At 43.2% G+C, this 16,128-nt stretch carries 7 protein-coding genes and 1 pseudogene; 6 read left to right on the top strand and 2 right to left on the bottom strand.

Features of this window, described 5'->3' with window-relative positions:
- The 3 genes from rpoB to AC37HE_RS16710 all read left to right on the top strand — a co-directional run.
- Nucleotides 1-3,781 (top strand): DNA-directed RNA polymerase subunit beta (rpoB, locus tag AC37HE_RS16720; RefSeq protein WP_500784225.1); only part of this gene is annotated, 3,781 nt, incomplete at its 5' end.
- 57 nt (nt 3,782-3,838) lie between these two features.
- Nucleotides 3,839-8,116 carry a DNA-directed RNA polymerase subunit beta' gene (gene rpoC / locus AC37HE_RS16715; RefSeq protein WP_500784223.1) on the top strand — a complete coding sequence of 1,426 codons (4,278 nt, stop codon included), beginning with the start codon at nt 3,839-3,841 and terminating at the stop codon, nt 8,114-8,116.
- A gap of 2 nt (nt 8,117-8,118) precedes the next feature.
- The gene (locus AC37HE_RS16710; protein ID WP_500784221.1) at nt 8,119-8,439 is read left to right on the top strand and encodes a DUF3467 domain-containing protein; all 321 of its coding nucleotides are present in this window, start codon (nt 8,119-8,121) and stop codon (nt 8,437-8,439) included.
- A gap of 60 nt (nt 8,440-8,499) precedes the next feature.
- On the opposite strand, the gene AC37HE_RS16705 is transcribed toward AC37HE_RS16710, so the two are convergent.
- Together AC37HE_RS16705 and AC37HE_RS16700 are read right to left on the bottom strand one after the other, a co-directional pair.
- Entirely contained in the window at nt 8,500-9,798 is a 1,299-nt protein-coding gene (locus tag AC37HE_RS16705; protein ID WP_500784219.1) for a citrate (Si)-synthase, read from the bottom strand.
- A gap of 146 nt (nt 9,799-9,944) precedes the next feature.
- The gene (locus AC37HE_RS16700) at nt 9,945-10,157 is read right to left on the bottom strand and encodes a dodecin family protein (protein WP_500784217.1); all 213 of its coding nucleotides are present in this window, start codon (nt 10,155-10,157) and stop codon (nt 9,945-9,947) included.
- A gap of 104 nt (nt 10,158-10,261) precedes the next feature.
- Between AC37HE_RS16700 and AC37HE_RS16695 the strand changes: the two genes are divergently transcribed.
- The 3 genes and pseudogenes from AC37HE_RS16695 to AC37HE_RS16685 form a co-directional block, all read left to right on the top strand.
- Nucleotides 10,262-10,843: a hypothetical protein gene (locus AC37HE_RS16695; RefSeq protein ID WP_500784215.1), complete on the top strand. Its 582-nt coding sequence runs from the start codon at nt 10,262-10,264 to the stop codon at nt 10,841-10,843.
- A complete protein-coding gene (locus AC37HE_RS16690) occupies nt 10,761-15,113 on the top strand; it encodes a hybrid sensor histidine kinase/response regulator transcription factor (protein WP_500784227.1) in 4,353 nt (1,450 codons plus the stop codon). The genes AC37HE_RS16695 and AC37HE_RS16690 overlap by 83 nt, the downstream gene beginning before the upstream one ends.
- Before the next feature lie 452 nt (nt 15,114-15,565).
- Nucleotides 15,566-16,128: pseudogene (locus AC37HE_RS16685) on the top strand (hypothetical protein); the annotation flags it as partial.

The following is a 16,128-nucleotide window of genomic DNA, read 5'->3' as shown; positions in this document are numbered from 1 at the left end:
TTTCTCTTCAGCAAAAACAGTATTTGATTATCCTGATTTCCTCGAAGTACAGATTAAATCGTTTAAGGAATTTTTCCAATTAGGAACAACGCCTGAAAACAGAAAAGGCGAAGGTTTATTCAAGGTATTCGAAGAAAATTTTCCGATCACAGATACACGCAATAATTTCGTATTAGAGTTTATCGATTATCAAGTTGATCCGCCGCGTTATTCGATCGACGAATGTATCGAAAGAGGTTTGACTTTCAGCGTTCCTGTGAAGGCAAAACTAAAACTGTATTGTACGGACCCTGAACACGAAGATTTTGATACAGTGGTTCAGGACGTATATCTGGGAACAGTACCATACATGACTGAGAAAGGTACTTATGTCATTAATGGTGCTGAACGTGTTGTAGTTTCCCAGCTGCACCGTTCTCCTGGGGTTTTCTTTGGTCAGAGTGTGCATGCGAATGGTACAAAGCTTTACTCTGCCCGTATTATTCCTTTTAAAGGATCATGGATCGAATTTGCTACAGACATTAACAGTGTGATGTATGCTTATATCGACCGTAAAAAGAAATTACCTGTAACAACGCTGTTACGGGCCATTGGTTATGAAGGTGATAAAGATATCCTGGAGATCTTTGGACTTGCAGACGAAGTAAAAGTATCGAAGACAGGCTTAGCCAAAGTAGTTGGCCGCAAGCTTGCCGCTCGTGTATTGAAAACATGGGTTGAAGACTTCGTAGACGAAGATACTGGTGAGGTTGTTTCAATCGAACGTAACGAAGTTTTGATTGACCGTGAAACTGTCATCGAAAAAGAACATATTGAAGAAATTTTAGACTCTGGTGCTAAAACTATTCTTCTGCATAAAGAAGATCATAACCTTCAGGATTTTGCAATTATATACAATACGCTTCAAAAAGACCCGTGTAACTCGGAGAAAGAAGCCGTATTGCACATCTATCGTCAATTACGTAATGCTGAACCGCCTGATGAGGCAACAGCCCGCGATGTAATTGATAAGTTGTTCTTTTCAGAGAAACGTTATGACCTTGGTGAAGTAGGACGTTACCGTATCAACAAAAAGTTAGGACTGAACATCGAAATGGATGTTACAGTGTTAACGAAAGAGGACATCATTGAAATCATTAAATATCTGATCAAGCTGGTTAACTCAAAGACTGATGTCGATGATATTGACCACTTGAGCAACCGTCGCGTACGTACTGTAGGCGAACAAATGTATCAACAATTTGGAGTTGGTTTAGCTCGTATGGCCCGTACCATTCGTGAACGAATGAATGTGCGTGACAACGAGGTGTTCACTCCGATTGATTTGATCAATTCCAAAACATTATCTTCTGTAATTAACTCATTCTTCGGAACGAATGCTTTGTCTCAGTTCATGGATCAAACGAACCCATTGGCTGAGATGACGCATAAACGTCGTATGTCGGCACTTGGACCTGGTGGTTTGTCTCGTGAGCGTGCAGGTTTCGAGGTTCGTGACGTGCACTATACGCACTACGGTCGTTTATGTCCGATTGAAACACCGGAAGGACCTAACATTGGTTTGATTTCTTCTTTGTGTGTGTTTGCGAAGGTAACAGATCTTGGTTTCATTGCGACACCTTATCGTAAGGTTGAAAACGGAACCGTTGATTTGTCAGAAGAGGGTGTACTTTATTTGACCGCGGAGGAAGAAGAAGGTAAAGTTATTGCACAGGCAAATGCTCCTATTGATGAAAGTGGTACTTTCGTGAATCAACGTGTAAAAGCTCGTTTGGAAGGTGACTATCCGTTGGTTGAAAAAGAAGAAGTGCAATTGATGGACGTAGGTCCTAACCAGATTGCTTCTGTTGCTGCTTCGTTGATTACTTTCCTGGAACATGATGATGCGAACCGTGCCTTGATGGGATCTAACATGATGCGCCAGGCAGTTCCGTTATTGCGTCCGGAAGCTCCGATCGTTGGAACCGGATTGGAAGGTCCATCTGCTCGTGACTCACGGGTAATGGTTGCCGCAGAGGACGAGGGTGTGGTTGAATATGTTGATGCTGACGAAATCATCATGCGTTATGATATGACTGATGATGAGAAGTACGTAAGCTTTGATAGTGAATTGAAAAGCTATAAAATTCAAAAATATCAAAAAACCAACCAAGGTACTGTTATCGACCTGAAGCCAATCGTTGAAAAAGGTCAACGTGTTGTTAAAGGTCAGGTTCTTACGGAAGGATATGCAACTCAAGGCGGTGAATTAGCTTTGGGACGTAACCTGAAGGTGGCCTTCATGCCTTGGCAGGGATATAACTACGAGGATGCGATTGTAATTTCAGAACGTATCGTTCGTGAAGATGTTTTCACATCTGTTCACGTTGATGAATACTCTCTGGAAGTACGTGACACAAAACGTGGGGTTGAAGAATTTACTTCTGATATTCCTAACGTAAGTGAAGAAGCAACCCGGAACCTGGATGAAAACGGTTTGATCCGTATTGGTGCAGTTGTTAAACCAGGGGACATCCTGATTGGTAAGATTACACCGAAAGGGGAATCTGATCCTTCACCGGAAGAAAAACTGTTACGTGCGATCTTCGGTGACAAAGCCGGTGATGTGAAAGATGCTTCATTGAAAGCTTCTCCTTCATTGAATGGTGTTGTAATCGATAAAAAATTGTTCTCTCGCGTTGTTAAAGACAAAAAAGGTAAACAAGCAACAAAACCAATGTTGGATCAAATCGATGAAGAATTTGATCGTCAGGCTAGTGCTTTGCGTGCCCGCTTAGAGGACAAACTTTTCAACCTTGTGAATGGTAAAACCAGTCAAGGTGTTAAGGACTACTACGGTGGTGACCTGATTGCAAAAGGTGTGAAATTCACTTTGAAACAACTGCAGGAAATCGATTACCTGACTGTTAATCCAAACAAATGGACGACAGACAATGATAAGAATGAGATGATCCGCCAGTTGGTGTTGAATTTCATTCAGAAATATAAAGAATACGAAGCTGTAGGACGTCGTAAGCGTTACAACGTGACGATTGGTGATGAACTTCCGGCAGGTATCATTCAATTAGCAAAAGTTTACATCGCTAAGAAACGTAAGCTTCAAATTGGTGATAAGATGGCAGGTCGCCACGGTAACAAGGGTATTGTTTCCCGTGTTGTTCGTGATGAAGATATGCCATTCCTGGAAGACGGTACACCAGTTGATATCGTATTGAACCCGCTGGGGGTACCTTCTCGTATGAACCTTGGACAGATTTACGAAACTGTTTTAGGTTGGGCAGGTAAAGAATTGGGACTGAAATTTGCTACGCCAATTTTTGACGGTGCTAGTCTTGAAGAAGTAACTGCTTATACTGACAAAGCAGGTGTTCCTGCATTTGGTAAAACTTATCTTCATGATGGTGAAACCGGTGAGCGTTTCGACCAACCTGCGACAGTAGGAGTGATCTATATGTTGAAACTGGGTCACATGGTTGAAGACAAAATGCACGCCCGTTCAATCGGACCATACTCGTTGATTACGCAACAGCCATTGGGGGGTAAAGCTCAGTTTGGTGGTCAGCGTTTCGGGGAAATGGAAGTTTGGGCACTTGAAGCATTCGGTGCATCACATATCCTGCAGGAAATCCTGACTGTGAAATCTGACGATGTTCTCGGCCGTGCCAAAGCATACGAAGCCATCGTTAAAGGTGAGCCAATGCCGCAACCTGGAATTCCGGAATCACTCAACGTATTGCTGCACGAATTGCGCGGTTTAGGTTTGAGCGTAACGCTGGATTGATGACAATGGAACATTTCGGTGTTCCTCTTAGTTAATTTGAAATAAAGACATCGATATATGGCTTTCAGAAAAGATAATAAAGTAAAAAGCAGTTTTTCTAAGATAGCAATTAGTCTTGCTTCTCCGGAAGAGGTTTTGGAACGCTCTCACGGTGAAGTTTTAAAGCCTGAAACTATCAACTACAGAACTTACAAACCAGAACGTGATGGTTTGTTCTGTGAACGTATTTTCGGGCCTGTAAAAGACTACGAATGCCATTGTGGTAAATATAAGCGTATCCGTTATAAAGGAATCGTTTGTGACCGTTGTGGTGTTGAAGTGACCGAAAAGAAAGTACGTCGTGAGCGTATGGGACACATTTCGTTGGTTGTTCCTGTAGCACACATTTGGTACTTCAAATCTTTGCCAAATAAAATTGGTTACTTGTTAGGTTTACCGACCAAGAAACTGGATACCATCATTTATTACGAACGCTATGTTGTTATTCAGGCTGGTGTCAAAGCTCAGGACGGAATCAAGAATAATGATTTCCTGACTGAAGAAGAATACCTGGATATTTTGGATACGCTTCCAAAAGAAAACCAATACCTGGATGATGATGATCCAAATAAATTCATCGCTAAAATGGGGGCTGAAGCATTATATCAATTGCTTGAGCGTATCGATTTAGATGAATTATCATACAGCCTGCGTCACCAGGCCAGCAACGAAACTTCACAGCAACGTAAAAACGAAGCTTTGAAACGTTTGCAGGTTGTTGAAGCTTTCCGTGCCAGCAAAAATATCAACCGTCCGGAATGGATGATTGTAAAAGTTGTTCCGGTTATTCCACCAGACTTACGTCCTTTGGTGCCTTTGGATGGTGGACGTTTTGCGACTTCAGACTTAAATGACCTGTATCGTCGTGTAATCATCCGTAACAACCGTTTGAAACGATTAATTGAAATCAAAGCTCCGGAAGTGATCTTACGTAACGAAAAACGTATGCTTCAGGAAGCTGTCGATTCATTATTTGATAACTCACGTAAATCCAATGCTGTTAAAACAGAAAACAACCGTGCATTGAAATCACTTTCAGATTCATTGAAAGGTAAGCAAGGTCGTTTCCGTCAAAACTTGTTGGGTAAACGTGTTGACTATTCTGCTCGTTCTGTAATCGTTGTTGGACCTACTTTGTCATTGCACGAATGTGGTCTTCCAAAGAATATGGCAGCAGAACTTTACAAGCCCTTCATCATTCGTAAATTGATTGAGCGTGGTATTGTAAAAACCGTTAAATCAGCTAAGAAAATCGTTGACCGTAAGGATCCTGTTGTTTGGGATATCCTGGAAAACGTATTGAAAGGCCACCCGGTTATGCTGAACCGTGCACCGACTCTGCACCGTTTGTCAATTCAGGCTTTCCAGCCGGTATTGATCGAAGGTAAAGCAATTCGCCTGCACCCGTTGGTATGTACCGGTTTCAACGCCGACTTCGACGGTGACCAGATGGCGGTACATGTACCACTGGGTAACGCAGCAGTTTTGGAAACTCAATTGTTGATGTTGGCTTCGCAAAACTTGTTGAACCCTGCCAACGGTGCACCTATTACCGTACCTTCGCAGGATATGGTTTTGGGTCTGTATTACATGACCAAACCTCGTGAAGGTGCTCGTGGTGAAGGAATGACTTTCTACTCGGCTGATGAGGTTATCATTGCCTATAACGAAGGTCGTTTGGAGAAACACTCGATCATTAAAGTTAAAGTTGAAGACGTTGACGACAACGGCGAATACTTTAAGCATATCGTTGAAACAACTGTAGGTCGTGTGTTGGTGAACCAGGTGGTACCTCGCAAAGCTGGTTATATTAACGAATTGCTGACTAAAAAGTCATTACGTAATATTATCTCCGATATCTTCAAGAGAACAGGTAATGCTACTACCGTAAAATTCCTGGATGATATTAAAGAAATTGGATATAAAGCTGCCTATCATGGTGGTTTGTCGTTCAACCTGAGCGATGTTGTTATCCCTGAAGATAAGAAAGTAATTGTTGAAGACGGTTATAACGAAGTTGAAGAAGTAATGAATAACTATAATATGGGTTTCATTACCAATAACGAACGTTACAACCAGGTTATTGATATTTGGACACATGCCAACGCCAAATTGACCAACTCGGTGATGAAAACACTGAGCACCGACCGTCAAGGTTTCAACTCTGTTTACATGATGTTGGACTCCGGAGCTCGTGGTTCGAAAGAGCAGATTCGTCAGTTGTGTGGTATGCGTGGTTTGATGGCGAAACCTCAAAAGTCTGGTTCAACAGGAGCACAGATTATTGAGAACCCGATCTTGGCAAACTTTAAAGAGGGGCTGTCGGTGTTGGAGTACTTTATCTCCACTCACGGTGCTCGTAAAGGTTTGGCGGATACGGCGCTTAAAACTGCCGATGCGGGTTATTTGACCCGTCGTTTGGTAGACGTGGCCCAAGATGTTATCATTTCGGAAGATGACTGTGGAACACTTCGTGGTTTGGTAGCTACGGCTGTTAAAAACAACGAAGAAGTTGTTTCCTCATTATATGAACGGATCGTTGGTCGTACTTCGGTTCACGATATCTTCAATCCACTTACAGGTGATTTAATTGTTGCCACTGGTGATTTAATTGACGAAGAAGTTGCGAAGAAGATTGAAGATTCTCCAATTGAAAGCGTTGAAATCCGCTCGGTATTAACTTGTGAATCCAAAGTTGGTGTATGTAGTAAGTGTTACGGTCGTAACCTTGCAACTGCAAACTTAGCCCGTCGTGGAGAGGCTGTTGGTGTTATCGCTGCACAGTCAATCGGTGAACCGGGAACACAGTTGACACTGCGTACATTCCACGTGGGGGGTATCGCTGGTAACATTTCTTCTCAATCGATGGTAGAGTCTCGTTACGATGGTATCGCCGAGATTGAAGAATTGCGTACTGTGGAGACTAAAGATGAGATGGGTAACAACGTTTACGTTGTAGTAGGTCGTTTGGCCGAACTTCGTATCATCGATAAGAATACACGTATTCCATTGTCAAACCATACAATTCCTTACGGTTCTAAACTGTACATCGAAAATGGTGCAGAGGTAACTAAAGGACAGAAGATTTGTGAATGGGACCCTTATAACGGTGTAATTATCTCAGAATATAACGGTAAGATTTCATTCGAAAACTTAATCGACGGTATAACTTACCGCGAAGAGTCGGATGAACAAACCGGATTCAAGGAAAAAGTAATCATTGAAACTCGTGATAAGACCAAAAACCCATCATTGCAATTGTTGGATGAAAAAGGAGAAGTTATCCGTTCGTACAACTTGCCGGTAGGTGGTCACATCTCTGTTGATGAGGGTGAAATGGTTAAAGCAGGTAAGGTATTGGTGAAAATTCCACGTGCTTCCGGTAAAGCAGGTGATATCACCGGTGGTCTTCCTCGTGTGACTGAGTTGTTCGAAGCACGTAACCCGTCGAACCCTGCGGTTGTTGCTGAGATCGATGGTGAAATTTCTTTCGGAAAAATCAAACGTGGTAACCGTGAGATTACTGTTACATCGAAAACCGGAGATATTAAAAAGTACCTGGTACCACTTTCTAAACAAATTCTGGTACAGGAGAGCGATTATATCAAAGCTGGTACTTCACTTTCTGATGGTGCAATTACTCCTTCGGATATCCTTGGTATCAAAGGGCCTACTGCTGTACAGGAATACATATTGAATGAAGTTCAGGACGTATACCGGATGCAGGGGGTAAAAATTAACGATAAGCACTTCGAGGTGATTATTCGCCAGATGATGCGTAAAGTTGAAATCTCTGATCCGGGTGATACTCGCTTTCTGGAAAGACAAATTGTTGATAAGAACGAATTCCTGCACGAGAACGACTGGATATACAACAAAAAAGTTGTTGTTGATCCGGGTGACTCAGAGTTGCGTTCAGGTATGATTATCACAGCTCGTCGTTTGAGAGATGAAAACTCAACCTTACGTCGTCGCGATAGTAAGTTGATTGAATCTCGTGAAGCGATTCCGGCAACTTCAAGCCAAATTTTGCAAGGTATCACACGTGCTGCCCTGCAAACCAGAAGCTGGTTGTCTGCTGCTTCGTTCCAGGAAACAACAAAAGTATTGAACGAGGCTGCCATCCAAGGTAAAGTTGACTACTTAGACGGTCTGAAGGAGAATGTGATCTGTGGTCACTTGATTCCTGCCGGTACCGGTCTGAAAGAATACAAGAACCTGGTTGTTGGTTCACGCGAAGAGTACGACCGTATGGTTGATATTAAAGAAGCGGAACACGCCAATCGTGAAGACTAATTATGGAAGATCAAAACAAAAAGAATCAGATCAACATTGAGTTGAGTGAAGAAGTAGCACAGGGAACCTATGCAAACCTGGCTATCATCACCCATTCAAACTCAGAGTTTGTGCTCGACTTTGTACGGGTAATGCCTGGAATTCCCAAGGCAAACGTCAAATCGAGAATCATTTTAACTCCGGAACATGCCAAACGCCTGTTAATGGCTTTGGAAGACAATGTGAAGAAGTTTGAAAAAATGAATGGACCAATCAATGTTCCCGGGGGACACAATCCTGTGATGCCGCCGATGACTTTTGGAGGTCCCACAGCTGAAGCCTGATTTTTTTGAGCTGACAATATTGAAAAGCCGCTTTCTTTTTAGAGAGCGGCTTTTTACATATTAGGCAACCGGATGTGTTTCCAGGAATTCTTTTAGCCAAACATTGGTGACGCTTTTTGGTCGGATGATTGGCTGGTTCAGGCCTCGGGCAATGGTGTTCTGTGCACAGAAACCCAATACCCGGGATATTCCAAACATCACCGTATAAAATTCGTAGTGGGTCATGCCATAATGGTACAGTAACGAACCGGAAATGGCATCGACATTCGGCCATGGATTGGCCACTTTTCCGCCTTTGTAGGTTTTCAGAATCTCGGGCACAACTTCGAAAAGTTTCTTGACTGTTTGCAGATAGGGCGATTCGGCGCAATGTTGATCTCCAAATTTCATGAACGATGTGAAACGCGGATCGGTAACGCGCAACACAGCATGTCCATAGCCTGGAATCACTTTCCCGTCATCCAGCGTTTTCATTGCAAAGTTGCGTACCTGGTCGACGGTTGGACGGTTACCGTAAGCATCGTGGATACTGGTAATAAATTTCAGGCAAACCTGATTCGCTAAGCCATGGAGTGGCCCTGCTAGTCCGTTTAAACCAGCTGATGCTGCCAGGTAAATATTAGAAAGTGCCGAATTCACTACCCGGGAGGTAAAGGCACTCACATTGCCGCCTTCGTGGTCGCAGTGCAATACCAGGTATAACCTGTTCAAATCAGCAAACGAAGGGTTGTGACGGTTGAATCCGAGATGATAGGTTAGGTTACTTGCCAGGTCCAGACCTTCTTCTTTCGATTTGATTACTTCGCCGTTCATGAACAAAATGCGGTAAATTCCCGCTGCCAAGGCCGGAAGTTTAGCAATTAGGTTCAATGAATCTTCCAAAGTATATTTCCAGTAATCAGCTTTCGGAATTCCTTCTTCATATTTTTGTTTGAAAACCGAATCACCTTCCATAGCCAAAATACCCATACTGAACATGGTCATCGGGTGAATGGTCTTTGGAAGGGACTTTAGAAGTACCCAGACATAGTCAGGGACCCGACTTCGGGCCATCAGCTCGTGCTTCAACTCCGCAAGTTCTTCGGCGTTGGGTAAAGTACCCGTGACCAGTAAGAAGAAAATCTCCTCGGGAGTTTTATCTTCAAAATCGGGTATTTCGAGATTGCTGATGAAAAGTCCTTTGTAAGGATCGACAAAGGAAGTGTTACATACGAGACTTTTCATCCCGCGCATGCCCCCTAAAATATTTTTGATTGTGATTTCGCCCAGGACAGCGTCGGGATGTTCCGTATAAAGGTGCTCCAGCTCTTGACCTAAATGCTGGATGCGTTGTTCGACTTTTGATAATAGTTTTTCCATAGTTCTTCATTTACGCTTCATCCTTGCTGACTGTCCTGCGAAACTTGTCTGTTAAGGATTACTTCGGGTTAGTGTTATCATTGCGTTTCTTAGGGGGGTAAGCAGGGAAGACCTTCCTGCCTTTTAGCTGGAAGGTCTTTAATCGCTTAATGATGACCTTCGAATTTGAAGGATACTTTTAGCTTGGTTCGAAACTCCAGTGTACCATCGTTGATATGTACATCCATAGTCGTTACTTCGGCGACACGAATGTCGCGCAGTGTTTCCGATGCTTTGGAAATGGCTGATGTTGCTGCCTTTTCCCACGATTCGGTACTTGTTCCAACCAGTTCAATAACTTTATAAACGCTTTCTGCCATAGCTTGCTCCTTTCTATTTGGTTTTTATAAGCTTTTACCGATTTTCGAGGCTCACTGTTTCGCAAATTTGTCTGCTTGACAATAGGTTAAGCTAAATTGTCCTTGTGGAATCGCCCGACAGCATGTTGGAATCATCCGACAGAACGTTGGATTTGTTTGTCAGGGTTGTGGAATCGCCCGACAGGATCCCGGAATCGTTTGATGGAAGGCTGGAATTGACCGACAGAACCCTGGAATTGACCGACAGAACCCTGGAATCGCCCGACGGCATTCTGGAATCGTCCGGCAGCATGTTGGAATCATCCGACAGAACGTTGGAATCGTTTGTCAGGATTGTGGAATCGCCCGATAAGATCCGGGAATCGTTTGATGGAAGGTTGGAATCGTGTATTTGGCCTATTACATTGTTCTTTACTGCTTGTACCTTGTCCGATAATCTATTTTACGGTATTTATTTCTTTTTCAAATGTGTTGAATTTCGTATTTTCGACCACGAACACAAACACAACACACAACCCAATACTTTTGTATTTGCTTCGGTGGATATGCTTAAATACATCGATTGTGAGCAAAGGGAAAAAGCTGCCGCTAACGGATTTCGACATGGTAAAATACGCCGGAATATATTTGTTTCTGCTACTGTTGTTATTTTCAGGACCTGGACGGGCAAATACTGCTTTCAGTAATCTGGATCATACCCGTTTTCAATATTACACGTCGAACGAAGGTTTGGCGCAAAATACCGTTGATTGTATCCTGAAAGACCGCCGGGGCTTTATGTGGTTTGGTACCTGGAACGGCTTGTGCCGGTTTGATGGGTATTCGTTTAAAACATACCGGCAGGAAACCAAGCCGGCAGGATTACCCAATAATTTTATTTATACGCTGTGTGAAGATCCGGATGGTAATATTTGGGTGGGAACGCGGCACGGATTAACGCACTATATTTTTGATCAGGACCGGTTTGAACTTCCCGATGAGCTTGCTAAAGTATTCTCGACCTTTACTGTAAATGATTTGAAGTTTGACAACAACGATCAACTGTGGGTCGCAACCGAGAACAATGGTTTGTGGATCATTCGTTTTAAGGATACGATCTCGGTTCAGAAGGTGGATGAGATCGTGCTTCCCGAACGACGGATCAATTACCTGAGCTTTGCCAGCGATTTTTTATTTGTGGGCACCGGTTCCGGACTGGAAGTGCTGGATGCAGCCCGGGTAAGTAAACTGGACGATTTTAAGCATTTGCAAGAGCTTGTTCAAAACCTGAATGTCACTTCAATTTATACCGATTCGAAAGGAAATTTATGGGTTGGCACCGGCATGGGATTGTTTATGCGGCACAAAGACAGCCGAAGGGTGTCGGAATACTATAATAATCCGGATGATCCGAATAGTTTGAATCATATGGCTGTTACAGCCATTACCGAGGATGCCAACCATACCATGGTTATAGGGACCTTGGGCGGGCTGGATTATTATCAACCGGAAATAGATGGCTTTGCGCACCTGGTAAATAATAATCTTGAAAATGAAACGCTGAACAACCCTTTTGTAAACTGTTTGCAGAGTGATGCTGCGGGCAATGTTTGGATTGGGACTGATAAAGGGGGGGTGAACCATTACAATATTTTTCAGAAACCATTTTTTGCTTTTGTGCACGATCCCGCTAATGCTAATAGTATTAGTCTGAATACGGTCAATTCGATTCTGAAGGAGAAAAACCTGTTGTGGGTCGGAACTGCCGGAGGTGGCCTTAACCGAATTAGTATGCATGGGGCCCGTGTTGAACGTTTGAATTTGAGTCCGCTCAACGCAGCATCCTCTGTCGATAACTTCGTTTCGACAATTTTCCGGGGATCGCAGGGAAACCTGTGGTTAGGAACCTGGGGAGGTGGATTAAAGCGGTTGGTTTCGTTTCGGTCCAAACAAATTGAATCGTTTAACAATGTTGCAGGAGACCCTTCGAGCATTGTTTCCGGCTTTGTCTCGTCGGTTTGCGAAATGTCGCCGGGAGTACTCCTTGTCGGGACCGAAAGCGGACTCGATATTTTTGATGTTGAAAAGCGGACCTTTAAACATGTTGATGCCAAAACCGGTCGGGCTGACCCGATGGAGGTTGGCTGTATGGTGTTGGATAATAAAGGAAGCTTGTGGTTGGGCACAAGGAGAGGGCTTTTTCGTTTTCACCGTAAAGATTTAGCGCATTTCGATGATTTGGATAAAATCCCCTATGACATTTATTTGAATGATCCGCAGGATTCAACTTCGCTTGCCGGGAATTACGTTATTTCATTGATGCAGGCAAAAGATGGAACCGTTTGGGCAGGCACCTATGGTAACGGTATTTGTGCCCTGGCTGATGACGGATCCGGGAAGGTGCTGTTTACAAATTACGATGAGAGCAAAGGTCTATGTAATAATGTAACCTATGCGATGGCCGAAGATCCGGAACACAACATCTGGATTAGTACCGATAAGGGCTTATCGAAGTTCAATCCCAAAGATGGGAGCTTTCAAAACTTCTTTGTGAAAGATGGTTTGCTGAGTGACCAGTTTTACTGGGGAGCTTCTTGTGCCGATGGAGAAGGAAATCTCTATTTTGGCGGGATAGCCGGGCTAAACTATTTTAACGCGGCGTCAATCCAAAAATACAAGGTCACCCCAGATCCGGTTTTTACGACTTTTTCTGTTTTTAACAAGCCTGTTGAAATCGGGAAAGAATATCATTCACAGGTTATCCTTTCGAACTCTATTTCGCAAACCAGGAAGTTGAAGCTTTCCTACAAGGATGCTGTTATTTCGATCGAGTTTTCGGCTTTGGACTATTTCCTGCCCGAAAAAATCAGGTACCGCTATAAAATGGTTGGTGTTGACCAAAGTTGGGTTGAAGTTCCGGCAACCCGAAGGTTTGCAAACTATACGAATTTATCAGGAGGAGACTATACATTCAAGGTACAGGCTTCTAACAGCGACGGCGTTTGGTCGGATAAAACGGCCGAATTAAAGATTACGGTTCAACCGCCCTTTTACGATACCACCTGGTTCCGCTTGTTGGTTGTGCTGGTGATTGTGTTGGCGGTTTTGGCTTATATCCGCTACCGCACACGGTTTTTGCAGGAGCAAAAGCGCAAATTGGAAAAGCAGGTTAGTGAGCGGACTGAACAAATTGAACAACAAAAGGAAACTCTGGAACAACAAGCCTTTCGTTTGCAACGCACAAACCTTCAGTTGGAAGAACGGCAAAAGCTGATTGAAGGTCAGAAAGTGGAGCTGGAGCAGCAAAATGCGAAGATTGGACAACAACGCGACGAGTTAATTGAGCTGAATGAGAAAGTGAACCTGGTTAACCAGCTTCGCTTACGTTTCTTTACGAATATTTCGCATGAGTTTAGAACCCCGTTAACACTGATAATTGACCCCATTGAGCAGTTAATGAGCAAACTGAAAGAAGACAGGAATGCTGTTAGCACGCTTAAAATTGTCAACCGCAATGCGCAGCGGTTATTACATTTGATCAACCAACTCATTTATTTCCGTCGCTTAGAGAACGGAAAACTGGACCTGCGTGTATGTAAAGGCGATCTTAACCAGTTTCTTTACCAGGTTTTTGAATCGTTTTTGGATTTGGCACAGCACCAGCATATTGACTATCAGTTTGAGGTGAAAGAAACACCGGAAGAAAGCTGGTTTGATGCTGAAAAACTCGAGAATGTCTTCTATAACCTACTCTCCAATGCCTTCAAGTATACACCCGAAAAGGGACGTATTTCAATGAAGATTCGGTTTGTTAGGGAAAAAGATGACACGGGGATGGAGATCCCTTATGTTTGTGTTGAGATTAGTGATTCCGGCATAGGTATTAAAGAAGAAGATATGCCCTTCATTTTTGAACGATTTTACCAGGTTAGTACCGAGAAGCACTCAAACCTGAAGAGTTCCGGCATCGGTTTGGCCTTGACCCTTGAGCTGGTGAAAGCTCTGCACGGACGGATTGATGTGGAAAGCACCAGCGGTAAAGGAAGTACCTTTAAAGTGCTGTTGCCTTATACGGCTGATCGTTTCGAAGCCAATGAATTGGATCAGAGTACGGTTCCGGCAGAGGTGAATTTGCAGGGCCGGGTTGATGTTTTACTGGAGAATGTGGCTCAGTCTGTTGAAAAAGAAGAAGTTGCTGAAGAGCATGAACCTGAATCGAAGTCGAAACCGCTTGTGCTGATTGTAGAAGATAATTTCGATCTGCGAACCTTCCTGATTCAAACGCTACGAACCGATTACCGGTTGCTGGGCGCTGAAAATGGTAAAGAGGGGTTGGCTTTGGCTAAAAAATATTCACCCGAATTAATCATTAGCGATGTGATGATGCCGATTATGGACGGTATGGAATTGTGTAGCCGATTGAAAAAGGATATTCAAACCAGCCATATCCCGGTTATTTTGCTTACGGCTCAAAATATGGTCGAGAACTGGATTGAAGGTCTGGAGACCGGTGCCGACGATTATATTCCGAAACCCTTTAATCTGCAGGTACTACAAGCCCGGATGCAAAACCTGATTGCAGGGCGCCACCGGTTGAAAAAGATGTTCAGTAATCCTGCTGATGTTTCTTTGGACGAGGCAACCAGTAACCCGGTTGATGAAGAATTTATGACGCGTGTTTATGAGGTGTTGGAGAAATTATATCAAAATCCCGATTTTTCGGCCAGCCAGTTTGCGGCGGAAATGTTTATGAGCCGAAGTTTGCTCTATAAGAAAATCAAAGCGATTACCGATTTAAATATTACCGATTTTATCAATTCATTTAAGTTGAAAAAGGCTGTCGTCCTCATTCGCGAGAATAAAATGCCTATTGCTGATGTTGCTTTTCAGGTTGGTTTTAACGATCCGAAGTATTTTAGTCGCATCTTCAAAAAGTTTTATGGCATGACACCTTCTGAATTTTCGTCTAAGGCATAATCTGCTTGTTGTCAGTTTGTTTAGTGTCTGTTTTTTGTGGTGGATTTTTAAATTCCTGTTTTGTCCACTTCAAATATTCTTAAGTCCTCCTAAGGCTTATAAAGCCAATCTAATTTTAGGGTACTTAATTAAACAGCACAAACCGAACTATGACCAAACTAAAAACAGTCTTCATTCATCTGCCTTTTATTTGCGCAGGTATTCTATTTAAGCAGCAAGCAAATCTGCTTGTTGTACATCACTTCTTCTTAATAAAGACAGACATTGATCCCTAGATCGCTGATGACGATTCCAAATGGGATTGCCGGGAATGAAAAACAGTAATGTTGGCCTGTTTTAATGTAGCAGATCAACAGGGCAATATTCCTATCAAGAATCTAAACCAGCGTATTGGTTATACGACAACAAATCAGACAAAATCATAATGAATGAACCAAATCAAATTTAATTTTATGAAATTAACTAAACTAATGAGGTACGCTTTAGGCGTAGCAGTTTTGATAGCATTTGGCTTAGTTGGGTGCGAGAAAACGGATATTTATTCCATTGATGCGCCTTCTGACCTTCAGAGTAGGATCGACTCAATTGCAGCTGCGAAAGCAAGTGTAGATACAGGTGATACTACTTACATCGACATCGCTACTGCCATTGTTGGAGCAGATGATTACAGCGCCGCTTGGTGGACAGCATTTTCTGATTACTTTACGATTCCTTCGGGCAAACTATTACATCTGGAGTTTGTAAACCATAACGGTGGAAGTGCAAACAACTGGAATAACTGGAACCTTGCCGTTGCTAATGTCGCAGATCGTGATGCTGCGGATTATTCGGAATACTTTGTTCTCCGGTCTGATGCATACGGCTGGGGTAATGCTGATTTCGACTTAGGTATGGTTACCAATGACTATCCCGACACTGACGGTGACGGTGATGTTTGGAACGACTTCCGCACAACCATGGACGGTGCTACTGTTTCGATGGATATTGACCATTCGGCTACCGGTAATGTATTCGT

This window comes from Mangrovibacterium sp. (genome assembly GCF_059905295.1).
Note: the sequence above shows the minus strand (reverse complement) of the source record. Positions and strands in the feature narration are given on the sequence as shown.